This is a genomic window from Streptomyces sp. B1I3 (assembly GCF_030816615.1).
Classification (GTDB): Bacteria; Actinomycetota; Actinomycetes; order Streptomycetales; family Streptomycetaceae; genus Streptomyces.
In genome coordinates, this window is sequence record NZ_JAUSYD010000001.1 from 6,229,365 (window position 1) to 6,253,515 (window position 24,151).

At 70.7% G+C, this 24,151-nt stretch carries 17 protein-coding genes and 2 rRNA genes; 12 read left to right on the forward strand and 7 right to left on the reverse strand.

What is annotated here, in order from left to right:
- The first annotated feature begins 17 nt into the window (after nucleotides 1–17).
- Nucleotides 18–3,142: ribosomal RNA gene (locus QFZ58_RS28330) — 23S ribosomal RNA — on the forward strand.
- Between the two features lie 108 nt (nucleotides 3,143–3,250).
- A 5S ribosomal RNA gene (rrf, locus tag QFZ58_RS28335) occupies nucleotides 3,251–3,367 on the forward strand.
- 6 nt (nucleotides 3,368–3,373) lie between these two features.
- Here rrf and QFZ58_RS34545 read toward each other — a convergent pair.
- On the reverse strand, nucleotides 3,374–4,966 hold the full coding sequence (locus QFZ58_RS34545) for a hypothetical protein (RefSeq protein WP_373428600.1): 1,593 nt from the start codon (nucleotides 4,964–4,966) through the stop codon (nucleotides 3,374–3,376).
- A gap of 96 nt (nucleotides 4,967–5,062) precedes the next feature.
- Here QFZ58_RS34545 and QFZ58_RS28345 point away from each other — a divergent pair, with 96 nt between their 5' ends.
- Nucleotides 5,063–5,839, forward strand: coding sequence for a tetratricopeptide repeat protein (locus tag QFZ58_RS28345; RefSeq protein ID WP_307129019.1), 777 nt, complete (start codon nucleotides 5,063–5,065; stop codon nucleotides 5,837–5,839).
- Between the two features lie 75 nt (nucleotides 5,840–5,914).
- Here QFZ58_RS28345 and QFZ58_RS28350 read toward each other — a convergent pair whose 3' ends face one another.
- On the reverse strand, nucleotides 5,915–7,195 hold the full coding sequence (locus QFZ58_RS28350) for a DUF1015 domain-containing protein (protein WP_307127732.1): 1,281 nt from the start codon (nucleotides 7,193–7,195) through the stop codon (nucleotides 5,915–5,917).
- A gap of 70 nt (nucleotides 7,196–7,265) precedes the next feature.
- Here QFZ58_RS28350 and QFZ58_RS28355 point away from each other — a divergent pair, with 70 nt between their 5' ends.
- From QFZ58_RS28355 to QFZ58_RS28370, 4 genes are all read left to right on the forward strand, one after another.
- The gene (locus QFZ58_RS28355; protein WP_307127733.1) at nucleotides 7,266–8,294 is read left to right on the forward strand and encodes an HAD hydrolase-like protein; all 1,029 of its coding nucleotides are present in this window, start codon (nucleotides 7,266–7,268) and stop codon (nucleotides 8,292–8,294) included.
- Nucleotides 8,295–8,519: 225 nt separating this feature from the next.
- Nucleotides 8,520–9,581, forward strand: a complete 1,062-nt coding sequence (locus tag QFZ58_RS28360) for an iron ABC transporter permease (protein ID WP_307127734.1) — start codon at nucleotides 8,520–8,522, stop codon at nucleotides 9,579–9,581.
- The gene (locus QFZ58_RS28365) at nucleotides 9,578–10,636 is read left to right on the forward strand and encodes an iron chelate uptake ABC transporter family permease subunit (protein ID WP_307127735.1); all 1,059 of its coding nucleotides are present in this window, start codon (nucleotides 9,578–9,580) and stop codon (nucleotides 10,634–10,636) included. The genes QFZ58_RS28360 and QFZ58_RS28365 overlap by 4 nt, the downstream gene beginning before the upstream one ends.
- A 74-nt stretch (nucleotides 10,637–10,710) precedes the next feature.
- Nucleotides 10,711–11,514: an ABC transporter ATP-binding protein gene (locus tag QFZ58_RS28370; RefSeq protein WP_307129020.1), complete on the forward strand. Its 804-nt coding sequence runs from the start codon at nucleotides 10,711–10,713 to the stop codon at nucleotides 11,512–11,514.
- A 12-nt stretch (nucleotides 11,515–11,526) separates the two neighbouring features.
- Here the strand turns inward: QFZ58_RS28370 and QFZ58_RS28375 are convergent, their stop codons facing one another.
- Nucleotides 11,527–11,874, reverse strand: coding sequence for an SCP2 sterol-binding domain-containing protein (locus QFZ58_RS28375; RefSeq protein WP_307127736.1), 348 nt, complete (start codon nucleotides 11,872–11,874; stop codon nucleotides 11,527–11,529).
- A gap of 42 nt (nucleotides 11,875–11,916) precedes the next feature.
- Between QFZ58_RS28375 and QFZ58_RS28380 the strand changes: the two genes are divergently transcribed.
- The 5 genes from QFZ58_RS28380 to QFZ58_RS28400 all read left to right on the forward strand — a co-directional run bounded on the left by QFZ58_RS28380 (nucleotide 11,917) and on the right by QFZ58_RS28400 (nucleotide 17,272).
- Nucleotides 11,917–12,228 carry a hypothetical protein gene (locus tag QFZ58_RS28380; protein ID WP_307127737.1) on the forward strand — a complete coding sequence of 104 codons (312 nt, stop codon included), beginning with the start codon at nucleotides 11,917–11,919 and terminating at the stop codon, nucleotides 12,226–12,228.
- A gap of 7 nt (nucleotides 12,229–12,235) precedes the next feature.
- Nucleotides 12,236–13,051, forward strand: a complete 816-nt coding sequence (locus QFZ58_RS28385) for a TlyA family RNA methyltransferase (protein ID WP_307127738.1) — start codon at nucleotides 12,236–12,238, stop codon at nucleotides 13,049–13,051.
- Nucleotides 13,048–13,971 (forward strand): NAD kinase, encoded by a 924-nt coding sequence (locus QFZ58_RS28390; protein ID WP_307127739.1) that lies wholly within the window; start codon nucleotides 13,048–13,050, stop codon nucleotides 13,969–13,971. The genes QFZ58_RS28385 and QFZ58_RS28390 overlap by 4 nt, the downstream gene beginning before the upstream one ends.
- Before the next feature lie 175 nt (nucleotides 13,972–14,146).
- On the forward strand, nucleotides 14,147–15,901 hold the full coding sequence (gene recN / locus QFZ58_RS28395; RefSeq protein ID WP_307127740.1) for a DNA repair protein RecN: 1,755 nt from the start codon (nucleotides 14,147–14,149) through the stop codon (nucleotides 15,899–15,901).
- Nucleotides 15,902–16,105: 204 nt separating this feature from the next.
- Complete coding sequence (locus tag QFZ58_RS28400) at nucleotides 16,106–17,272, forward strand: glycosyltransferase family 4 protein (RefSeq protein WP_307127741.1); 1,167 nt, start codon at nucleotides 16,106–16,108, stop codon at nucleotides 17,270–17,272.
- A 5-nt stretch (nucleotides 17,273–17,277) separates the two neighbouring features.
- Here the strand turns inward: QFZ58_RS28400 and QFZ58_RS28405 are convergent, their stop codons facing one another.
- The 4 genes from QFZ58_RS28405 to QFZ58_RS28420 all read right to left on the reverse strand — a co-directional run bounded on the left by QFZ58_RS28405 (nucleotide 17,278) and on the right by QFZ58_RS28420 (nucleotide 23,846).
- Nucleotides 17,278–18,903 carry a PucR family transcriptional regulator gene (locus tag QFZ58_RS28405; protein WP_307127742.1) on the reverse strand — a complete coding sequence of 542 codons (1,626 nt, stop codon included), beginning with the start codon at nucleotides 18,901–18,903 and terminating at the stop codon, nucleotides 17,278–17,280.
- 80 nt (nucleotides 18,904–18,983) lie between these two features.
- Nucleotides 18,984–20,381: an FAD-binding oxidoreductase gene (locus QFZ58_RS28410; RefSeq protein WP_307127743.1), complete on the reverse strand. Its 1,398-nt coding sequence runs from the start codon at nucleotides 20,379–20,381 to the stop codon at nucleotides 18,984–18,986.
- Between the two features lie 154 nt (nucleotides 20,382–20,535).
- Complete coding sequence (locus tag QFZ58_RS28415; RefSeq protein WP_373428601.1) at nucleotides 20,536–21,726, reverse strand: MFS transporter; 1,191 nt, start codon at nucleotides 21,724–21,726, stop codon at nucleotides 20,536–20,538.
- Nucleotides 21,727–22,043: 317 nt separating this feature from the next.
- On the reverse strand, nucleotides 22,044–23,846 hold the full coding sequence (locus QFZ58_RS28420; RefSeq protein ID WP_307129022.1) for a glycoside hydrolase family 15 protein: 1,803 nt from the start codon (nucleotides 23,844–23,846) through the stop codon (nucleotides 22,044–22,046).
- Between the last annotated feature and the right edge of the window lie 305 nt (nucleotides 23,847–24,151).

Below are 24,151 nucleotides of genomic sequence, written 5' to 3' on the forward strand. Positions count from 1 at the left end.
TGGACGCGAGCATCTGTGGCCAAGTTTTTAAGGGCGCACGGTGGATGCCTTGGCACCAGGAACCGATGAAGGACGTGGGAGGCCACGATAGTCCCCGGGGAGCTGTCAACCAAGCTTTGATCCGGGGGTTTCCGAATGGGGAAACCCGGCAGCCGTCATGGGCTGTCACCCGCTGCTGAACACATAGGCAGTGTGGAGGGAACGAGGGGAAGTGAAACATCTCAGTACCCTCAGGAAGAGAAAACAACCGTGATTCCGGGAGTAGTGGCGAGCGAAACTGGATCAGGCCAAACCGTATGCGTGTGATACCCGGCAGGGGTTGCGCATACGGGGTTGTGGGAGTTCTCTTGATCAATCTGCCGATTGGTCGGCAAGTCAGAAACCGTTGATGTAGGCGAAGGACATGCGAAAGGTCCGGCGTAGAGGGTAAGACCCCCGTAGCTGAAACATCAACGGCTTGCTTGAGAACCACCCAAGTAGCACGGGGCCCGAGAAATCCCGTGTGAATCTGGCGGGACCACCCGCTAAGCCTAAATATTCCCTGGTGACCGATAGCGGATAGTACCGTGAGGGAATGGTGAAAAGTACCGCGGGAGCGGAGTGAAATAGTACCTGAAACCGTGTGCCTACAAGCCGTGGGAGCGTCGCTGGCAGCACTTGTGCTGTCAGTCGTGACTGCGTGCCTTTTGAAGAATGAGCCTGCGAGTTAGCGGTGTGTAGCGAGGTTAACCCGTGTGGGGAAGCCGTAGCGAAAGCGAGTCCGAATAGGGCGATTGAGTTGCACGCTCTAGACCCGAAGCGGAGTGATCTAGCCATGGGCAGGTTGAAGCGGAGGTAAGACTTCGTGGAGGACCGAACCCACCAGGGTTGAAAACCTGGGGGATGACCTGTGGTTAGGGGTGAAAGGCCAATCAAACTCCGTGATAGCTGGTTCTCCCCGAAATGCATTTAGGTGCAGCGTCGTGTGTTTCTTGCCGGAGGTAGAGCACTGGATAGGCGATGGGCCCTACCGGGTTACTGACCTTAGCCAAACTCCGAATGCCGGTAAGTGAGAGCACGGCAGTGAGACTGTGGGGGATAAGCTCCATGGTCGAGAGGGAAACAGCCCAGAGCATCGACTAAGGCCCCTAAGCGTACGCTAAGTGGGAAAGGATGTGGAGTCGCAGAGACAACCAGGAGGTTGGCTTAGAAGCAGCCACCCTTGAAAGAGTGCGTAATAGCTCACTGGTCAAGTGATTCCGCGCCGACAATGTAGCGGGGCTCAAGCGTACCGCCGAAGTCGTGTCATTCATACACATATCCCCAACGGGAGTATGGATGGGTAGGGGAGCGTCGTGTGCCGGGTGAAGCAGCCGCGGAAGCGAGTTGTGGACGGTTCACGAGTGAGAATGCAGGCATGAGTAGCGATACACACGTGAGAAACGTGTGCGCCGATTGACTAAGGGTTCCTGGGTCAAGCTGATCTGCCCAGGGTAAGTCGGGACCTAAGGCGAGGCCGACAGGCGTAGTCGATGGACAACCGGTTGATATTCCGGTACCCGCTTTGAAACGCCCAATACTGAATCAGGCGATGCTAAGTCCGTGAAGCCGGCCCGATCTCTTCGGAGTTGAGGGTAGTGGTGGAGCCGACGAACCAGACTTGTATTAGGTAAGCGATGGGGTGACGCAGGAAGGTAGTCCAGCCCGGGCGGTGGTTGTCCCGGGGTAAGGGTGTAGGCCGTGTGGTAGGCAAATCCGTCACACATTAAGGCTGAGACCTGATGCCGAGCCGATTGTGGTGAAGTGGATGATCCTATGCTGTCGAGAAAAGCCTCTAGCGAGTTTCATGGCGGCCCGTACCCTAAACCGACTCAGGTAGTCAGGTAGAGAATACCGAGGCGTTCGGGTGAACTATGGTTAAGGAACTCGGCAAAATGCCCCCGTAACTTCGGGAGAAGGGGGGCCATCACTGGTGATTGGATTTACTCCATGAGCTGGGGGTGGCCGCAGAGACCAGCGAGAAGCGACTGTTTACTAAAAACACAGGTCCGTGCGAAGCCGTAAGGCGATGTATACGGACTGACGCCTGCCCGGTGCTGGAACGTTAAGGGGACCGGTTAGTGCACTTTCGGGTGTGCGAAGCTGAGAACTTAAGCGCCAGTAAACGGCGGTGGTAACTATAACCATCCTAAGGTAGCGAAATTCCTTGTCGGGTAAGTTCCGACCTGCACGAATGGCGTAACGACTTCTCGACTGTCTCAACCATAGGCCCGGTGAAATTGCACTACGAGTAAAGATGCTCGTTTCGCGCAGCAGGACGGAAAGACCCCGGGACCTTTACTATAGTTTGATATTGGTGTTCGGTTCGGCTTGTGTAGGATAGGTGGGAGACTTTGAAGCGGCCACGCCAGTGGTTGTGGAGTCGTCCTTGAAATACCACTCTGGTCGTGCTGGATGTCTAACCTGGGTCCGTGATCCGGATCAGGGACAGTGTCTGATGGGTAGTTTAACTGGGGCGGTTGCCTCCTAAAGAGTAACGGAGGCGCCCAAAGGTTCCCTCAGCCTGGTTGGCAATCAGGTGTTGAGTGTAAGTGCACAAGGGAGCTTGACTGTGAGACCGACGGGTCGAGCAGGGACGAAAGTCGGGACTAGTGATCCGGCAGTGGCTTGTGGAAGCGCTGTCGCTCAACGGATAAAAGGTACCCCGGGGATAACAGGCTGATCTTCCCCAAGAGTCCATATCGACGGGATGGTTTGGCACCTCGATGTCGGCTCGTCGCATCCTGGGGCTGGAGTCGGTCCCAAGGGTTGGGCTGTTCGCCCATTAAAGCGGTACGCGAGCTGGGTTTAGAACGTCGTGAGACAGTTCGGTCCCTATCCGCTGTGCGCGTAGGAATATTGAGAAGGGCTGTCCCTAGTACGAGAGGACCGGGACGGACGAACCTCTGGTGTGCCAGTTGTCCTGCCAAGGGCATGGCTGGTTGGCTACGTTCGGAAAGGATAACCGCTGAAAGCATCTAAGCGGGAAGCCTGCTTCAAGATGAGTATTCCCACCACCTTGAGTGGTTAAGGCTCCCAGTAGACGACTGGGTTGATAGGCCAGATGTGGAAGCCCGGTAACGGGTGGAGCTGACTGGTACTAATAGGCCGAGGGCTTGTCCTCAGTTGCTCGCGTCCACTGTGTTGTTCCCGGGTTGCGAACAGTCGCACCGGTTGAACAGTTTCACTTCTTAATTGAAAAGTGTGCTTGTTCGCTAGAGCCCGATAGGGTTTCGGTGGTCATTGCGTTAGGGAAACGCCCGGTTACATTCCGAACCCGGAAGCTAAGCCTTTCAGCGCCGATGGTACTGCAGGGGGGACCCTGTGGGAGAGTAGGACGCCGCCGAACAATCTTTCAAGGACCCTTGGTCCCAGCGTTCATGCTGGGACCAAGGGTCCTTTTTTGTTTTCCCCGAAGCGCGTCGGATGGTCGACTGCGCGAGAATGTCTGTGGTACCCGATGACAGGAGTCACCCCCATGTCCACCAACTCTTCCGACGACCGTCCGGAGCGCGAGCCGCGTCGCCGGGACGCCGGTGACGGGGGCGGCTCCCGAGGCGGTCGCGACGACCGGTCCGGTGCGCCTCGACGTGACAGTGACCGCGGCCCGCGTCGCGACGACAATCGAAGTGGCGGCGCCGGCGGTGGGTTCCGTCGTGATGATCGTGCCCCGCGTCGTGAGGACGACCGTGGTGGATACCGTGGCGGCCAGCGTGACGACCGTGGTGGGCGCCCCAGTGGCGGCTTCGAGCGTCGCGACGACCGCCCCCGCCGTGACGACAACCGTGGTGGCAGCACCGGCGGTGGCCCCCGTCGTGACGACAGCCGCGGTGGCAGCACGGGTGGCGGGTTCCGTCGTGACGACAACCGCGGTGGCAGCACGGGTGGCGGGTTCCGTCGTGACGACAGCCGTGGTGGCAGCACCGGCGGTGGGTTCCGTCGTGATGATCGTGCCCCGCGTCGTGAGGACGACCGTGGTGGATACCGTGGCGGCCAGCGTGACGACCGTGGTGGGCGCCCCAGTGGCGGCTTCGAGCGCCGCGACGACCGCCCCCGCCGTGACGACAACCGTGGTGGCAGCACCGGTGGCGGGTTCCGTCGTGACGACAACCGTGGTGGCAGCACCGGTGGCGGGTTCCGTCGTGACGACAACCGCGGTGGCAGCACCGGTGGCGGGTTCCGTCGTGACGACAGCCGTGGTGGCAGCACTGGTGGCGGTTTCCGTCGTGATGATCGTGCCCCGCGTCGTGAGGACGACCGTGGTGGATACCGTGGCGGCCAGCGTGACGACCGTGGTGGGCGCCCCAGTGGCGGCTTCGAGCGTCGCGACGACCGCCCCCGTCGTGATGACAGCCGTGGTGGCAGCACGGGTGGTGGCTTCCGTCGCGATGACAGCCGCGGTGGCAGCACGGGTGGTGGGTTCCGTCGCGATGACAGCCGCGGTGGCAGCACCGGCGGTGGGTTCCGTCGTGATGATCGTGCCCCGCGTCGTGAGGACGACCGTGGTGGATACCGTGGCGGCCAGCGTGACGACCGTGGTGGGCGCCCCAGTGGCGGCTTCGAGCGCCGTGACGACCGCGACCGTGGCCCCCGCCGCGACGACGACCGACCGAGCAGCTTCCGCCGTGACGACCGCGCCCCGCGTCGTGAGGACGACCGCGGTGGGTATCGCGGGGGTCAGCGCGACGACCGTGCCCCGCGTCGTGAGGACGACCGCGGTGGATACCGTGGCGGCCAGCGTGACGACCGTGGCGGGCGCCCCAGTGGCGGCTTCGAGCGCCGTGACGACCGCGACCGTGGCCCCCGCCGCGACGACAACCGTGGTGGGAACGCCGGTGGTGGGTTCCGCCGCGACGACCGGAGCAACGACCGTGGGCCGCGCCGTGACAACGACCGGGGCAACGACCGCGGCGGCTTCCGCGGCCGGGACGACCGCGGCGGTTACCAAGGACGCGACGAGCGCGACCGTGAGCCGATCAAGCGCCTGCCCATTCCGGACGATGTCACCGGCGACGAGATCGACAAGGACGTCCGCCAGGAGCTGATGAGCCTGCCGAAGACGCTCGCCGAGGACGTCGCACGGAACCTCGTCATGGTGGCCCGCCTGATCGACGAGGACCCCGAGCAGGCGTACGCGTACTCGCGCATCGCTCTGCGTCTGGCCTCGCGCGTCGCCGCGGTGCGCGAAGCCGCCGGCTTCGCCGCGTACGCCACGCAGAAGTACGCGGAGGCACTGGCCGAGTTCCGGGCCTCCCGTCGGATGACGGGTTCCGTGGATCTGTGGCCCGTCATGGCCGACTGCGAGCGTGGACTCGGCCGCCCCGAGCGTGCCATGGCCATGGCCGGCGAGCCCGAGGTGCAGAAGCTGGACAAGGCCGGCCAGGTCGAGATGCGGCTGGTGACCGCAGGGGCCCGCAGGGACATGGGACAGATCGACGCCGCGATCGTCACGCTGCAGAGCCCTGAGCTCGCGTCCAGCGCCGTCCACTCCTGGACGCCGCGTCTGCGGTACGCCTACGCGGACGCCCTTCTGGAGGCCGGGCGCGAGGACGAGGCCCGTGAGTGGTTCACGAAGGCCATGGAGGCCGACAAGGACGGCGCGACCGACGCGTCCGACCGGCTTGCCGAGCTCGACGGCGTCGAGTTCGTCGACGCCCTCGGTGAGGACGACGACGAGCACGACAGCGTGGCCCCCGCCGCTGCGGACGTCCCGGACGCGCAGGACTACGACGAGGACGAGGACGACGTCGACGTCGACGTCGACGTCGACGTCGACGATGACCACAATGACGATGACGTGGACGGACCCGCGAAGGCGTAAGCGCTGAGGCGCGACGAACACAAGGAGGAGGGCGGCACCCCGGCGGGTGCCGCCCTCCTCCTTCGTGGCGGCGCGTCAGTCGGTGCCGAGGTCCCGCAGGACCAGGCCCGTGGCCGGTTTGGGGCCGAACGAGGTCGACTTGCGGGGCATGGTGACGCCCTGTCTGGCCAGGTCGCGGACGACGTCCTCGCTCACCGGATGCATCAGGACGGCCGTGGCGTCGTGCCGCTCCGCCTGCTCGACCGCCGCCTCGGTGTCGTGGATGTAGGCGATGTGGTCCGGGGCGTCCGGTATCCGCCAGACGTGGTCGAGGAGCACGGAGTGCAGCACGGTGGCATCGAGCGCCCGCCAGGCTGCCGGCCGGTCCGCCGGCACCGTGCGGGCCAGGAGGTGTTCATCGGGCCGGTCGACGAGGTGGAAGCGTCCGTCGCCCGCGAGCAGGAAGGCGTTGCCCTCGGCCGCGGCCTCTGCGAGCGCGTCGAGCGCTCCGCGGAGAGGGCCCTCGACGCGCCGGACCCTGAAGGCGTCGTCGAGAGCGCTCAGGGCCTGTGCGACGGGCAGGCGGTGCAGCAGACGGTGGATGGCACGGACCTGCAACGGGTAGCGGGCGGTGTCGACGAGCAGGACCAGGCCGAAGTCCCACGGGCCCGGCCCGGACTGCTCCGCCTGCAGCCTGAGATAGGTCGCCCAGCGGTGATGCCCGTCGGCGATCAGGGCCTGGCGCCGCGAGAGATCGGACTGGATCTCCGCCCGTTCCGCCGGATCCGTCACGGCCCAGAGGCGGTGGGCGACGCCGTCCTCGGTCGTCGTGGCGAGCACCGGCAGGCGCTTCGCCACCCGTTCGATGACGGCCGTCGCACCGGTCGGCCCTCCGTCACCGGCGTAGCTGAGGAGCAGTGGTTCGAGGTGGGCCGCCGCCGTACGCATCAGGGCCGCGCGGTCCGCGACGATGTCGGCCATGACGTCCTCGTGCGGCAGCACGACGCCCTCGGTCGCGGGCGAGAGAGCCAGGGCCCCGATCACACCGCGCTGCAGGAGATCGCCGGTCCGCTGCTCGTAGACGTACAGCACCGGCTCCGGATCAGGGGCGAGGACTCCCTCCGCGAGCCAGCGCTGCAGGGTTTCAGCCGCCTGCCGGTGGCGTGCGTCGGCGCTGTCCGCCTGGGGAAGGATCAGCCGCACGATGTTGTGCGGGTCCGCCGACTCGAGGTGGTGCAGCCCGTCGGGCCGTACGACGACGTCGTACGGCGGAGACGTCACGGCGGCCAGACTGCCGACCCTCTCGGGGACGTACCGCAGTCCGCGGAAGGGGATCAGCCGCAGTCCACGGCCGCCGGCAGGCCCGGGTGTGTTCATTCGTGCATCGTATGTGCGCCCCGGGATGGGCGATGATCGGGGGAGAGCATGGACAGAGGAGCGCAGGCATATGAGTCAGCAGTACAGGTCCCGGCCGCTCGGGAGCAGCACGGCGCTGAGCGAGGCGTACGACACGGCCCTGCTCGATCTCGACGGTGTGGTGTACGCCGGCGGGCACGCGATCGACCATGCCGTCGAGTCGCTGGGCACCGCGAGCGCGGGTGGCATGCGGCTGGCGTACGTGACGAACAACGCCCTGCGGACCCCCGACGCCGTCGCTGAGCACCTGACGGAGCTGGGCATCCCGGCCGAGGCGGCCGATGTGATCACGTCGGCGCAGGCGGTGGCCCGGCTGATGGCCGATCAGCTGCCGTCCGGCGCGCGGGTGCTCGTGGTCGGCGGGGAGGGGCTGCGCGTCGCCCTGCGTGAGCGGGGCCTGGTGCCCGTCGAGTCGGTGCAGGACGAGCCGGTCGCCGTGGCACAGGGGTACGGGGGACCCGGCCTGGAGTGGGGGCGTTTCGCCGAGGCGGCGTACGCGATCGCAGGTGGGGCCGTGTGGTTCGCCTCCAACACGGACCTGACGATCCCGAGTGCCCGGGGCATCGCGCCGGGCAACGGCGCGGCGGTCGAGGTCGTACGGATCGCCACGGGCGCGGAGCCGCAGGTCGCCGGCAAGCCGTTGCCGCCGATGCACCGCGAGACGGTGCTGCGGACCGGGGCCGAGCGGCCGCTGGTCGTCGGGGACCGGCTGGACACCGACATCGAGGGCGCGTTCAACGGGGGTGTGGACTCGCTCCTGGTGCTCACCGGGGTGACCGACGCGGCGCAGCTGGTCGCGGCCGAACCGAAGCACCGGCCGACCTACGTGGACCGGGATTTGCGGGGCCTGCTCACCGGACAGCCCGAGGTCTCGGTGCGCGACGGGGTGTTCGGCTGTGGCGGCTGGACGGCCGAGGCGCGGGGCGACGCGCTCTCGCTGGAGGGCGACGGTGACGCACTGGACGGGCTGCGGGCCCTGTGCGGGGCGGCCTGGACGCACGCCGGAGAAGAGGCGTGCGGGCTCGACGCGGGGAAGGCGGTGGCCCGACTCGGCCTGTAACCGATCGGTGCACCACTCCGGGGAGGCCGGGCACCACACCGGGGGGGCCTGGCACAGCACCGGGGAGGCCGGGCACGCGGAGGCCGGGCACCGGGAAGCCGGAGGCACCGACAAGGCCCGCACCGGAGGGACCCGGCACCGGCCGGCCCGAACCAGCCCAGGCAACCCGAACCAGCCCAGGCACCGGCCAGGCACCCAATCGGGAGGATAGGCTAACCTAACCCGGTGTTGGTCGAGAGTCCCCCCGAATCGAGCGCCGGCCCGGCAGCCGCGCCGGACAGGCCGGTGCGCGCCGGGCGTCACGCGCTGCGCGCCGCCGGGCTGCTGGCAGCCGTGGGCATGCTGGTGGTCGTATGCCTCGCGAGTGTCGCCGTAGGCGCGAAGGCCCTTCCCCTTTCCGACGTCTGGCACGGTCTGTTCCACTTCTCGGGAACCAGCGGTGACGTCCTCGTACGGGACGTGCGCGTGCCGCGCACGGTGCTCGGGCTGATCGTCGGAGCCGCGCTCGGCCTCGCCGGTGCGGTGATGCAGGCGCTGACCCGCAACCCGCTCGCCGAACCCGGGCTGCTGGGGGTCAACGCGGGGGCGTCGGCGGCCGTCGTATCGGCCATCAGCTTCTTCGGCGTCACCTCGCTGACCGGGTACGTCTGGTTCGCCTTCGGCGGCGCGGCGATCGTCTCGGTCGCGGTCTACGTCCTCGGCGGCAGCCGATCCGCGAATCCGGTACGGCTGGCGCTCGCGGGTACGGCGGTCACCGCCGCCCTCTACGGCTACGTCAACGCCGTCCAGCTGCTCGACGCGGCGGCGCTGGACCGGCTGCGGTTCTGGACCGTCGGATCACTGGCCTCCGCGAACACGGAGACCGTCGGCAAGGTGTGGCCGTTCGTCGCGCTCGGCGTGCTGCTGTCGCTGCTGATCGCCCGCCCTCTGAACGCGCTGGAGATGGGCGACGACACGGCCAGGGCGCTCGGGGCACACCTGACCCGCACCCGCGTCCTCGCCATGGTGGCCGTCACCCTGCTCTGCGGGGCCGCGACCGCCGCCTGCGGGCCGATCGTCTTCATCGGGCTGATGATCCCGCACCTGGTCCGCACCATCACCGGCCCCGACATGCGGTGGATCCTGCCGTACGCGGCCGTGCTCGCGCCCGTGCTCCTGCTCGGTGCCGACGTGGTGGGCCGGATCATCGCCCGCCCCTCCGAGCTGCAGGTCGGCATCGTCACCGCGCTGCTGGGCGGACCCGTCTTCATCCACCTCGTACGACGCAAGAGGATGGCCCAGCTGTGAAGGCCGCGCAGGACACCACGAGGACGGTCCGTGCCGTGCGGACCACCGGGGGGTACTCCTTCCGCGTCGACTCACGGGCGTTCCTGGTCATCGCACTGCTCGTCGTCGCGGCACTCGCCGCCGCGGTGGTGCTGATCGGCAGCGGCGACTACTCCATGTCGCCCGGCGAGGTCCTCACCACGCTGTCCGGCAACGGAACGTTCCAGCAGGAGTTCGTCGTCACGGAACTGCGGCTGCCGAGGGTCCTGGTCGGCCTCCTCGTCGGCGCCGCGCTCGGCGTGGGCGGCGCCGTCTTCCAGAGCGTCTCCCGCAACCCGCTGGGCAGCCCCGACGTGCTCGGTTTCGGCCAGGGGTCCGCCGTCGGCGCCCTCGTCGTGATCGTGCTCCTGGGCGGCGGGGCCACCGAGGTCGCAGCCGGCGCCGTGGGCGGCGGCATCCTGACGGGGGCCGCCGTCTACCTGCTGGCCTGGAAGAAGGGCGTGCACGGGTACCGGCTCGTCCTCGTCGGCATCGGGGCGGCCGCGATGCTCACCGCCGCCACCCACTACCTGATCACCAAGGCCGACCTCGTCGACGCCACCCGTGCCGTCGTCTGGATGACCGGCTCCCTGGACGGCAGGGACTGGGCGCAGGTCTGGCCCCTGCTCGCCGTCTGCGCGGTCCTCCTCCCCGTGGTCCTGGGGCACGGCCGGGCGCTGCGCATGATCGAGATGGGGGACGACGCCGCACACGCCCTGGGCGTACGGGTGGAACGCACCCGGCTCCTCGTGCTTGGCTGCGCCGTGCTGCTCGTCGCGGTCGCCACCGCCGCCGCGGGCCCGATCGTGTTCGTGTCCCTCAGCGCCCCGCAGGTGGCCCGGCGGCTCACCCGCGCGCCGGGCCCCAACCTGGCCGCGTCGGCAGCCGTGGGCGCGGCCCTGCTGCTCGTCGCCGACTGGACGGCGATGAACGCCTTCGGCGACCGCCAGCTCCCGGTGGGCGTGGTCACCGGCGTGATCGGCGGCTGCTACCTGCTGTGGCTGCTGGTCTCCGAGCGCAGGGCGGGCCGCATATGAGATCCGGTACCCCGGCGACCGCGCCGGACGGCGACACCGCGCAGACGAACCCACTCGACTCCGGGAGCACGACCATGCAGCGCCTCACCGCAGACTCGGTGACCCTCGGCTACGACCGGCGGATCATCGCCGAGAACCTCTCGGTCGAAATCCCCGACAACTCCTTCACGGTGATCGTCGGCCCCAACGCCTGCGGGAAGTCGACCCTGCTGCGCGCGCTCTCCCGGATGCTGAAACCCAGCGGGGGAGAGGTGCTGCTGGACGGGCGGTCCATCCACCGGATGCCCGCCAAGAAGGTCGCCAGGACGCTGGGCCTGCTGCCCCAGTCCTCCGTGGCCCCCGACGGCATCACGGTCGCCGACCTCGTCTCGCGCGGCAGGTACCCGCACCAGGGACTGCTGCGCCAGTGGTCGCCCGAGGACGAGCGGATCGTCGTCGAGTCCATGGCCTCCACCGGCGTCGGCGAGCTCGCCGACCGTTACGTCGACGAACTCTCCGGCGGCCAGCGCCAGCGCGTCTGGATCGCCATGGCGCTCGCCCAGCAGACCCCGCTCCTGCTCCTGGACGAGCCGACGACGTACCTCGACATCCAGCACCAGATCGACGTGCTCGACCTCTGCGCCGAACTGCACGAGGCCGAGGGGCGCACGCTCGTCGCCGTGCTGCACGACCTGAACCACGCCGCCCGGTACGCGACCCACCTGATAGCCATGCGTCAGGGCGAGATCATCGCCGAGGGCGCGCCCGTCGACATCGTCACCGCCGAGCTCGTCGAGCGGGTCTTCGGGATGCGCTGCCAGGTCATCGACGACCCGGAGACGGGCACCCCGCTGGTGGTGCCGGCCGCCCGCAGGAAACGGGCGGGGGCCACCGCCTGAGCCGGCGGCGTTTCAGAGGAGGGACTTGAGTTTCAGCAGGTCGCGGAAGCCCGCCTCCAGCCGGACACGCCCCGAGGCCCAGGCCTTCGCGAAGTTCAGCTCGCCGTCCACCATCGCCACCAGGTCGTCCCCGGCCATCGCGAGCCGGATCTGCGCCTTCTCGCGGGGTGGGCCGTCGTACGTGTCGAGCACCTGGATCCGGCCGTTCGCCAGCCGTCCGGCGAACGTGCCGTCGAGATCCGTGATGTGGCAGCTCAACGAGCGGTCGAGGGCAGCAGCGCTGCGTACGTCGCCGTCGGCGCCCGCCAGGGTGCCGGAAAGTGTGTCGAGTGCGCTGCGGCACTCCGCCATGGTCGCCATCGTCACCGACGGTACACCGGCCCTTCGGGGTAGCGTTCCGGCATGAGCGACTGGATGCCGGAGCCGGGGACGGTGCGGGAGGACGTGGCGGACGACGTCGCCGCACCGCCCGCCGCGCCCGAGACGCCTTCCTTCGACCCCGCGCCGCCCGCCCCGATCGGTGTCGCGCGCACCCCCACCGGCCACGCCGGGGTGGACGCCCGGCTGGAGCGGCTGGCCGACGCCGACCACCTCCCGGCGGACGGCCACACGGAGGTGTACGAGGATGTACACCGTGGGCTGCGTGACCAGCTGACCGAGCTGGACGCCCGGCCCGCACCCGCACCGACGCCCGCGCACGACAACAGGAGCTGAACCGAACGTGGCAGGAGTGGCACGTCGCCGCCTCGACGCCGAGCTGGTACGCCGCAAGCTGGCCCGCTCACGCGAGCACGCGAGCCAGCTGATCGCAGCGGGGCGGGTGACCGTCGGCGGCAGCGCCGCGACCAAGCCCGCCACCCAGGTCGAGACGAGCGCGGCAGTCGTCGTCCTGAAGGACGACAGCGACCCCGAGTACGTCTCGCGCGGAGGGCACAAACTCGCGGGCGCCCTCGCCGCCTTCGTGCCCCTGGGGCTGGAGGTGGAGGGGCGGCGGGCGCTGGACGCCGGGGCGTCGACCGGCGGCTTCACCGACGTGCTGCTGCGGGCCGGCGCCGGCCATGTCGTCGCCGTCGACGTCGGCTACGGGCAGCTCGCCTGGTCCCTGCAGTCCGATGAACGCGTCACCGTCAAGGACCGTACCAACGTACGGGAACTGACGCTGGAGCAGATCGACGGGAAGGCGGTGGATCTCGTGGTCGGCGACCTGTCGTTCATTCCGCTCGGCCTGGTGCTGCCCGCCCTCGCGCGCTGCTCCGCCCCCGATGCGGACCTGGTCCTCATGGTCAAGCCGCAGTTCGAGGTGGGTAAGGAGCGCCTGGGCAGCGGCGGTGTGGTCCGCAGCCCCGAACTGCGGGCCGAGGCGGTACGGGAGGTGGCGCGGCGGGCGGGTCTGCTGGGTCTCGGCGTCCGGGGGGTCACGGCGAGTCCGTTGCCCGGGCCTTCGGGAAATGTCGAGTACTTTCTGTGGCTGCGGGCCGGAGCACCTGAACTGGATCCCGCGGATGTCGACCGTGCAGTGGCGGAGGGGCCTCGTTGACGACGCATGCGGCACAACCCGGGAACGCGGAACGCACTGTCTTCCTGCTGGCACACACCGGCCGCCCGGCGGCCATCCGTAGCGCCGAGCTGGTCGTCCAGGGCCTGCTGGCGCACGGCCTGGGGGTGCGGGTGCTGGCCGTGGAGGCGGCCGACCTCCCGCTGCCCCCGTCCGTGCAGACGGTCACGGACGCCACCCCGGCGGTCCTGGACGGCTGTGAGCTCCTGATCGTGCTCGGGGGCGACGGCACGCTGCTGCGGGGCGCCGAGATCTCCCGGGCCTCCGGCGTACCGATGCTCGGTGTCAACCTGGGCCGTGTGGGCTTCCTCGCCGAGGCGGAGCGCGACGACCTCGACCAGGTCGTCGACCGGGTCGTCACCCGGGCCTACCAGGTCGAGGAGCGGATGACGCTCGACGTCCTCGTCCACAGCAACGGCGACGTCGTGCACACCGACTGGGCCCTCAACGAGGCGGCCGTGCAGAAGGTGTCGCCCGAGCGGATGCTGGAGGTCGTCCTCGAGATCGACGGCCGGCCGGTCACCGGGTTCGGATGCGACGGCATCGTCTGCGCCACCCCGACCGGCTCGACCGCCTACGCCTTCTCGGCGGGCGGCCCCGTCGTCTGGCCCGAGGTCGAGGCCCTCCTCATGGTCCCCATCAGCGCCCACGCCCTGTTCGCCAAGCCGCTGGTGACCTCGCCCACGTCCGTCCTGGCCGTGGAGGTCCAGCCGCACACCCCGCACGGGGTGCTCTGGTGCGACGGGCGCAGGACCGTCGAGCTGCCCGCCGGAGCCAGGGTCGAGGTGCGGCGCGGAGCGGTGCCCGTACGGCTCGCCCGGCTCCACCAGGCCTCGTTCACCGACCGTCTGGTCGCCAAGTTCGCGCTGCCCGTGCAGGGCTGGCGGGGCGCGCCGCATTGATCCGGCAAGGGACGCGGGAGCCCCGTGTACCCGGGCGGGCCGCCGCGGCCTCGCCCACGGGGGGAACGGGCTCCCGCCTCCGCCGTGCGCGCGGAGCCGCAGGACGCCGCTAGCCGATCCGGCCCCCGTCGCGGGCGAGGCCGTTAGCGCGCCGGGGTCCGGACCTCGTAAGGTCATGTCCGTGCTGGAGGAGATGCGGATACGGTCGCTCGGAGTCATCGACGACGCGGTGGTGGAGCTGTCACCCGGTTTCACCGCGGTGACGGGTGAGACCGGCGCAGGCAAGACCATGGTCGTCACCAGCCTGGGGCTGCTGCTCGGCGGACGCGCCGACCCCGCCCTGGTGCGGGTCGGGGCCAAGGCGGCGGTCGTCGAGGGGCGGATCACGGTCTCCCCTGGCGACGCGGCGGTGGTGCGCGCCGAGGAGGCCGGCGGCGAGGTCGAGGACGGAGCGCTGCTCATCAGCCGTACGATCTCGGCGGAGGGGCGCTCCCGGGCACACCTCGGAGGCAGATCCGTGCCCGTCGGGGTGCTCGCCGAACTCGCCGACGAACTCGTCGCCGTACACGGCCAGACCGACCAGCAGGGGCTGCTCAAGCCCGCCCGGCAGCGGCAGGCCCTCGACCGGTACGCGGGTGACGGCGTCGCCGTGCCCCACACCGCGTACGCGGCGGCCTACCGGCGGCTGCGCGCGGTCAGCACCGAGCTCGAGGAACTGACCACCCGGGCCAGGGAACGGGCCCAGGAGGCGGACCTGCTGCGCTTCGGCCTCAACGAGATCGCGGCGGTCGAACCGCTGGCCGGGGAGGACACCGACCTCGCGGCGGAGGCCGAACGGCTCGGCCATGCCGAGGCCCTCGCCTCGGCTGCGGCCCTCGCACACACTGCGCTCGCGGGCGACCCCGAGGATCCCGAAGGGGTGGACGCCACCACCGTGGTCGCCGCAGCCGGGCGGTCCCTGGACGCCGTGCGGGCCCACGACCCGGCCCTGGCCGCGCTGGCCGACCGGATCGGCGAGATCTCGATCCTGCTCGCGGACGTGGCCGGGGAACTCGCCGGGTACGCCGACCAGCTGGACGCCGACCCGCTGCGGCTGGCCGCCGTCGAGGAACGGCGTGCCGCGCTGACGGCGCTCACCCGCAAGTACGGCCGGGACGGTCAGGACGCAGCGGCGGTGCTCGCCTGGGCGCAGGAGGGTGCAGCCCGCCTGACCGAGCTGGAGGGCGACGACGACCGGATCGGTGAGCTGACGGCGGAGCGCGACGCGCTGCGCAGCGAGCTCTCCGGGCTCGGGCAGACGCTGACCGACGCGCGTACGGAGGCGGCGGCACGTTTCGCCGAGGCGGTGACCGAGGAACTGGCCTCCCTCGCGATGCCGCACGCCCGGGTCTCCTTCGCCATCCGGCAGACCGAGGCGGCGGACGAAGCCTCGGGCATCGACATCGCGGGCCGGAGCGTGGTCTACGGGCCGTCCGGGGCCGACGAGGTCGAACTGCTGCTGGCCCCCCACCCCGGCGCGCAGCCCAGGCCCATCGCCAAGGGCGCGTCCGGCGGTGAGCTGTCCCGGGTGATGCTCGCCGTCGAGGTCGTCTTCGCGGGCTCCGACCCGGTGCCGACGTACCTCTTCGACGAGGTCGACGCGGGCGTCGGCGGCAAGGCCGCCGTCGAGGTCGGCCGGCGGCTGGCGAAACTCGCCCGGTCCGCGCAGGTCGTGGTGGTCACCCATCTGCCCCAGGTGGCCGCGTTCGCCGACCGGCAGCTGCTGGTCGAGAAGACGGTGGACGGCTCGGTCACCAGGAGCGGTGTCACGGTCCTGGAGGGCGAGGACCGGGTGCGGGAACTCTCCCGGATGCTGGCGGGGCAGGAGGACTCCGAGACCGCACGGGCGCACGCCGAGGAACTCCTCGCGACCGCGCGGGCAGGCGGATAGGGCGGGCAGCGGACCGGGCGGCGCATACCGGCGGGTGGACGTCGGCGTCGCCCGGCCGGACTCACCCGTACGAGTGGGGCTGGGCGGCACGGCTGTCGCCACCCGGAGGGGAAGAACGTTTCGCCGGTGCCTGAACGCGCGTACGGGCTGGCATCCTTGGCGCTGTACATTCCGCCGACTCGGGATCCCCGGGAGCCATCCAACGTGTCAGAGCTGCGTACGGTCCAAGTCCTGGGCGGCGGTGCCGGAAGCAGCGCACATGTCACCGCGCTGGCGGCCGGGCTGGTCGCCCGGGGGGTGCAGGTCACCGTCTGCGCTCCGCCCGGTGCGGACCGGGCCCACGGCTTCCCCGCCACGGGGGCCCGCTTCGCCCCCGTGCCCCGGCGCAGTGATCCGGCGGCCGTGGCCGCCCTGCGCGCCGCCTGCGTGGACGCGGACGTCGTCCACGCGCACGGCCTGCACGCCGCCGTCCGCGCCGGGATCGCGCTCAGCGGCCGCAGCACCCCACTGGTCGTGACCTGGCACACCCGGACCCCGGTTGCCGGTGCCCGTGGCCGGCTGCTGCACCTCCTGGAGCGAAGGGCCGCGCGCGCGGCGTCCGTCGTGCTCGGTACGTCGACGGAGCTGGTCGACCGGGCGCGGCGCCGGGGTGCCAAGGACGCCCGGCTCGCCCGCACCGCCGTCCCCGCGAGCCACTCCGCCTCCGCGGACCCCGCGGAGGCGGGCGGCGACGTGACGGGCCGTGACGGCGCGGCCGGCGAGGCGACGGCCGACGGGCGCCCCCGGCGGGACGACGGCAAGGTCCGAGCCGAACTGGGCGCGGTGGGAAGCCCGTTACTGGTGTCGGTGGCGGGTCCCGCACCGCACCACGGCTACGACACGCTGCTGGACGCCGCACGCGTCTGGCGTGCGCACGACCCCGTGCCGCTGCTGGTCGTCGTGGGGGAGGAGCACCGGACCGCGGCCCTCGGCCGTGAGGCCGCCGAGGAGGGGCTGCCCGTCGTCCTGGCCGGCCGGGACCGTCTCGGGGAGATCCTCGCCGCCGCCGACCTGGCGGTGCTTCCCGGCCGCGGGGAGCACCGGCCGGTACTGGGGCGCGAGGCGCTGCGGCTGGGGGTGCCCCTGGTCGCGGCCGAGTCCGGCGGCCTGTCCGAACTCGTCGGGGAGGCGGCCGTCCGGGTGCCGTACGGGGACGCTGAGGCGCTGGCCCGCACGGTGACAGAGCTCCTCGACGACGCCGGACGGCGGGAGCGGCTCGCGAGGGCGGGCCTGCTCCAGGCCGTCGGCTGGCCGACCGAGGACGACACGGTCGCCCATGTGCTGTCCGTCTACGACGAACTGGCCCAGCCGTTGGCGACGCTGCGCACCTGAGGCCTTCAGGGGACGTGGCGGCGGGCCCGCAGCGCCAGGCCGAGCGCCAGCACGGTCTCCGGGTCGTCGAGGTCGGCGGTGAGCAGTTCCCCGATGCGGGCCAGCCGGTTGTAGAGCGTCTGCCGGTTCAGATGCAGCTCACGGGCCGCCTCCGCCTTGCGGCCGGCGTGGGCGATGTACGCCTCGAGGGTGGGCAGCAGCGGGGGCCGTGAGTTCCGGTCGTGCTCGCGCAGCGGCCCGATCGCCCGGTCCACGAAGGACGCCAGGTCGGGCTGGTCCCGCAGTCGCCACAGCAGCAGATCGATGTCGAGGCGCCGTGCGTCGTACCAGGGCAGCTCGCCGAGCCCCTGCGCCGCGGTGGCCGCCTCCGCCGCGTGCCGCAGCCCCGCGCCCGCCGCCGCCCAGCCGCCCGCGTCCGAGACCACGACGACCGGAGTGCCGTCGCCGGCCCGCTCGAGGCCCGCCCGCTCCACCCCGGCCCGCAGCGCCGCCGCCACCCGGTCGGCGGCCGCGGCACGCCCGGTTCCCGGGCGCAGCGCCAGCAGCAGCGGGATGCGGCCCTCCACGGGCCGTACCCCGAGCAGTGCGGGCACCCCGACCGTCGACAGCTCCTCCGTCATCGCCCGCGCCAGCAGGGCCCAGCTGCCCGCCGGGGCGGAGCCGGGGGCGAGCCGCATCACCACCGGCAGCAGCGGATCGGTACCCGGCCTGAACCCCAGCACCCTGGCCTGCGCGGGCGCGTCCTCGGGGGCGATCCGGCCCTCGGCGAGATCGGTGAGGAAGTCCCCCCGCCCCCGCGCCGCCAGCTCCTCCTCCTGGCGGGCCTGCATCAGGACGACCGCCAGGATGCCCGCCGCCCGCTCGGCCGCCATCCGGTGCACCGTCACCAGCGGCCCCGCCACGGCGAGCAGCACCAGCCGGGCCCGTACGGAGCCCGCGCCCTGCCCGCCACCGGGCACCTCCACCAGGACCGCTCCGGCAGGCGGTGTCTCGCGGTCCTCCCGGTCGCCGCGCAGCCCGTCCCAGACCTGCAGCGGATCGGCGCCCACCGGCGCGGTGCCGGTGCCGGCCGCGTACAGCAGCCGGCCGTCCGGGGTCTCCAGGAAGACCGGGTTCGCCGTGAAGTCCGCCAGGATGCCCAGCACCTGTGGCGCACCGCCGCCGTCGAGCACCGCCCGCGTGCAGCGCCGGTGCACCTCCTCCGCCCGCCGGAGCAGGGCGTAGTGCCCGTTGACGATCTCGGTGTGGATCTCCTCGGTCACCGCGACGAACGGCACCTCGCGGTGCAGTTGGACGAGCGGCAGCCCCGCGGTGCGCGCTGCGTCCACGATCGCCGCCGGCAGCCGGCTGAAGCGCGGGCCGAGCTCCACGACCAGGGCGGCGATGCCCCGGTCGGCGAGCCTGCGGACGAAGGACCGCTGTTCGGCGGGGCGCGAACCGAGCGTCAGTCCCGTCGTCAGGAGCAGCTCCCCGCCCTTCAGGAGGGCCGGGATGTTCGGTGCCTCACCCGCGTGTACCCAGCGCACCGTACGGTCCAGCCGGTCCGCGCAGGCCAGGACCTCCGGTAGCCCGCCGCGCAGCCCCGGCAGCTCCAGGGCCCGCCGCACGGTGATCCCGCCTTCTGTCTCCACTGGCTCCGGCCTCGTGCTTCCGCTCGCGTGCGACGGGGCGAACGCCCCGGTCAGGAAGCTACCGGGCCGGGAGGAGCGCGTCACACCAGGGCCACGGCCGGCTTGATGTTGTGGTTCAGGTGGAAGACGTTGCCGGGGTCGTAGCGCGCCTTGACGACGGCGAGCCGCTCGTAGTTGTCCTCCCCGACGCCGGCCACGACCCGCTCCTGGCCCTCGCGCCCGATGAAGTTCAGGTACACGGCGCCGCTCGCCCACGGCCGCACGGCGGCACGCACCTCGCGCACCCACTGCTTGCCCCGCTCGTCGTCCGCCTCGCTCTCCCAGATACCGAACGGATGCACCGCCCAGGGGGAGGAGCGCCAGGGCAGCGGATAATCGGCAGGCCCCCTGGCGACCGCGCCGCCCATCGGGAACAGCACGTGCTGGGAGCCGGAGGGGACGGGCATGGCGGCGGCAGTGGTGCAGAAGGCGGACACGGCTTCGTCGGGAAAACTGTCGAGGTACTCGGCGGACCAGTAGTTCCGCAACCCGGACGGATCGTCCAGCATGCACTGCAGGTCCGCGTACGGGATCTCGGCGACGACTTCCGACTCGTGGTCCAGCGCGAGCAGCGGCGCCGCCACGTCGCGCACCTGCGCCTCCGTTCCGGCGAAGGTGATCAGGACCCCGCAGAGAAGCTTTCCCACCAGGGCTTCGGGCACGAACTCCTCGGGCGGGCCGGTGAGACAGAGACAGCCTCCACCCGCCTCGTCCGGTGCGGACTCCATGAGGTCGCGGTACGTACGGACGACCTCGGGGGCGTTCTCGGGCAGGAAGAGCAGCAGCACCATGCTCATCGCCGGAAGCTCGTGCAGCCGCAGAGTGAGCGAGGTGACCACGCCGAAGTTGCCGCCGCCGCCGTGCAGGGCCCAGAAGAGGTCCGGGTTCTCGTCCGCCGCGGCGCGCACCTCGCCGCCGTCGGCGGTGACCACGTCGGCCGCCAGCAGGTTGTCGCAGGCCAGCCCGAACTTCCGCTCCAGCCATCCCGACCCGCCGCCGAGGGTGAACCCGCCGACCCCGGTGGTGGAGGCCCGGCCGCCCGTGGTCGCCAGTGCGTAGGGCTGGGTCGCCCGGTCCAGGTCGCTCATGGTGGCACCCCCGCCCACCCGGGCGGCCCCGGCCTCCCGGTCGACGGCCACGTCGTGCATGCGGCGCAGGTCGATCACCAGGCCGTCCTCGCACAGCGCCGACCCGGACACACTGTGGCCACCGCCGCGCACGGCGACCTCCAGGTCCTGCTCACGGGCGAAGCGGAGCGCCCGCACGACATCGGCCCGGGAGGCGCATCGGGCCATCACCGCGGGTCTGCGGTCGATCATGCCGTTGAAGACGGTGCGGGCCTCGTCGTAGCCCGGGTCACCGCGGACCAGGGCTTCACCGGCGATGTCGGAGCGCAGGCCGGTCAGATCGGCCTGCGTGAACGGTGTACGGGGCGACATGGCACCCCCCTTCGCAGGGCGTGACTGGACGCCTCCATCGTAGGTCCGGCCGTGGGAAGCGGCCGTCCCGCAGACGTCCGGTCACGCCCGGATCCGGCGTGGGGACCTGTGGATTCCGGTAGCGCTGTCCTGCGGAGACCGAGTGCCTGCGCCTTCACGGCCGGATTCCAGGGACGGAACCACCGGCCGCCGGCCGGCGCCCCCTCCACCCGACGGAGTCCGGCCGGTGGCGCGGCAGCCGGCCGCCGAGCAGCACGAGGCAGGCCGCGGCGGTCAGGAGTCCGCCGACGAGGAAGGCGCCCCGGACGCCGGCCGACGGCAGGATGAACCCGCCGAGCGCGGCGCCCGCCGCGATACCGGCGTTGTAGGAACCGGAGTTCGCCGCGAGTGCGATGTCCGTGCGGCCCGGCGCGCAGTGCAGCATCGCATTCTGTGTGGTCATGAACACCGGTCCGAGCGCACCGCCCATCAGTAGCAGGAACACGACCACAGCCACCGGCTCGCTGCCGGCCGAGTACAGACCGAGCATGCCCACGGCCTGCGTGGCCACGGCAGTGGTCAGCGTGGCCTGCGGAAAGCGGTCCAGCAACGCCCCGGTGATGACCACCCCGGCGAGACACGCCATGCCGAAAGCCACGAACAGGACGCTGACCGCGCCCGGGGAGAACCCACCCACGTCGCCCAGGAACGTCACGACGTAGGTGTATCCGGCGAACGCTCCGGTGGTGGACAGGGTCCCGGCCACCAGCACGATCCCGAACCGGCGGGCGTCGGGGCTGATTCCGTAGGCGGCGGGTTCTTCTTCCGGGCGCGAGGTCGGCAGCAGGACGGCGATCGTCACCAGAGAGACGAGCCCCAGCGCCGCCGGCAGAGCGATGGGCACCGGCCAGCCGCTCTGCCGGCCCAGCCAGGTCCCTCCGGGAACGCCGAGCACGAGGGCGAGCGAACCGGCGACGGACAGCGCTCCGATCACACGCCCACGGACCTCGGGGGTGAACAGGCCCACCGCGACCGGCCCCATCACGGCCCAGAACAACGCCTGGGCGAGCGCGGTCAGCAGCCGCGCGAAGAGGAGCACCCAGTAGGAGGTGGCCAGCGCCGCAACCAGGCTGGACACGACCAGTGCGGCCAGCAGTCCGGTGAGCACATGGCGTCGGGGCACGGTCCGCACGATGTGGGCGAGCGGCAATGACGCGACGGCCACAGTGACGCCGTAAACGGTGACCAGGAGACCGACCGCTGACACCGGCACCCGCAGGCTCTCGGAGATGAGCTCCAGAAGGCCGATCGGCAGGTTCTCCGCGGTGTTGAGGGTGAAGGCGGCCAGCATCAGGGCCACGAGCACCGCCGACCTGTGCCACGGAGGCGGATGCGTCGTGGTCTTGCGGTCTCTTCCTGACCTCGCCCGTCGCGCTTGCTCGGTGGCATCGTTCACGTAGGTAGCTCACCGGGCTGCCCGGTCCCGCCGCAACCGGATTCCTGCCGTGCAGGGAGCTGCCGGGCCGCCCCGGTCGTACACATGGATGACGACCGGGGCGGCCCGGTACACAAAGAGGGCAACTGCTCGGGTGGGAGGCATGGATCCCGCTCACCTGTCGTACCCGACACGGCTACGACGTGCCCGCGCGAACGCCGGCACGGAAAGCGGGATCCCCCGGGGGATCAGCCGACGTACGCCCCGCTCGCCGTCAGCCGCAACGCCGTGTCGATCAGCGGCACGTGGCTGAAGGCCTGCGGGAAGTTCCCCACCTGGCGCTGGAGCCTGGAGTCCCACTCCTCGGCCAGCAGCCCCAGGTCGTTGCGCAGGGAGAGCAGCTTCTCGAAGAGCTGGCGGGCCTCGTCGACCCGGCCGATCATCGCCAGGTCGTCCGCCAGCCAGAACGAACAGGCGAGGAACGCGCCTTCGTCGCCCTCCAGGCCGTCCACACCCGCGTCGTCGCCCTCGGTCGGGTAGCGCAGGACGAAGCCGTCCTCCGTGGACAGCTCCCGCTGGATCGCCTCGATCGTGCCGATGACCCGCTTGTCGTCGGGCGGCAGGAAGCCCATCTGCGGGATCAGCAGCAGGGAGGCGTCCAGTTCCCTCGACCCGTAGGACTGGGTGAAGGTGTTGCGTTCCTTGTCGTAACCCCGCTCGCAGACATCACGGTGGATGTCCTCCCGCAGCTGGAGCCACCGCTCCAGCGGCCCTTCGGCGTCGCCGGACTCGATCAGCTTGATGGTGCGGTCGACCGCGACCCAGGCCATCACCTTGGAGTGCACGAAGTGGCGGCGCGGCCCGCGCACCTCCCAGATGCCCTCGTCAGGCTCCTCCCAGTGGTTCTCCAGGTACTCGATCAGTTTGAGCTGGAGGCCCATCGCGTAGTCGTTGCGGGTGAGCCCCGTCATGTGCGCCAGGTGGAGCGCCTCGGTGACCTCGCCGTACACGTCGAGCTGCAGCTGGTTCGCGGCGCCGTTGCCGACCCGGACCGGGCCGGAGCCCTCGTAGCCGGGCAGCCAGTCCAGCTCCGCCTCGCCGAGCTCGCGCTCGCCCGCGATGCCGTACATGATCTGCAGGTTCTCCGGGTCGCCCGCGACGGCCCGCAGCAGCCACTCGCGCCAGGCGCGGGCCTCCTCGCGATAGCCGGTGCGCAGCAGGGAGGACAGGGTGATCGCCGCGTCCCGCAGCCAGGTGTAGCGGTAGTCCCAGTTCCGCGAACCGCCGATGTCCTCCGGCAGGGAGGTGGTCGGCGCCGCCACGATGCCGCCGGTCGGCGCGTACGTGAGCGCCTTCAGGGTGATCAGCGAGCGGACCACCGCCTCCCGGTAGGGCCCGTGGTAGGTGCACTGTTCGACCCACTCGCGCCAGAAGTTCTCCGTGGCCTGCAACGACCCCTCGGGGTCGGGCATGGCGGGCGGCTCGTGGTGCGAGGGCTGCCAGCTGATGGTGAACGCCATGCGGTCGCCGGGTGACACGGTGAAGTCGGAGTACGTCGTCAGGTTCTGGCCGTACGTGTCGGCGGGGGTGTCCAGCCAGACGGAGTCCGGACCGGCGACGGCGACCGTCCGGCCGTCCACCTTGTGCACCCAGGGGGTGACCCGCCCGTAACTGAACCGCATCCGCAGTTCGGAGCGCATCGGGACACGGCCGCTCACGCCCTCCACGATGCGGATCAGCTGGGGGGCACCGTCGCGCGGCGGCATGAAGTCCGTCACGCGGACGGTGCCGCGGGGGGTGTCCCACTCCGATTCCAGGACGAGTGAGTCCCCGCGGTAGCGGCGCCGGTCCGCGACCGGGGGCTCCGCGCCCTCCGGACGGGCGGGTCCCAGCCGCCAGAAACCATGCTCCTCGGTTCCGAGGAGCCCGGCGAAAATGGCATGCGAGTCGAAGCGGGGCAGGCACAGCCAGTCGGCTGTGCCGTCCCGGCAGACCAGGGCTGCGGTCTGCATGTCTCCGATGAGTGCGTAATCCTCGATGCGCCCGGCCACGTGCGTCTCCAGTCGAACGGCCATGTCGCCCCGCAGGGCGCTTACTGCTGGTCAAGGGGTCGTTGTAGTAGAACCGACGAGCTCTTGCACGGGTGAGCGGGCTGGTGTGGAGCCGCTGGGCCGGCCAACTCGGCAGCGAGTGTCCGAGCAGGATACGACGCACCTGGGGGTTCCGCGCGACTGTCCACCTGTTGTCCTTCTCCTTGCCTCGGCGAATGGGTGGGAGGTGGAAGGGGTGCGGCGATCCTGTGCCGACCATGTGCGAGGCGTGGCCGGAAGCAGCCTCCCTTCGTCGCTGTTACCCT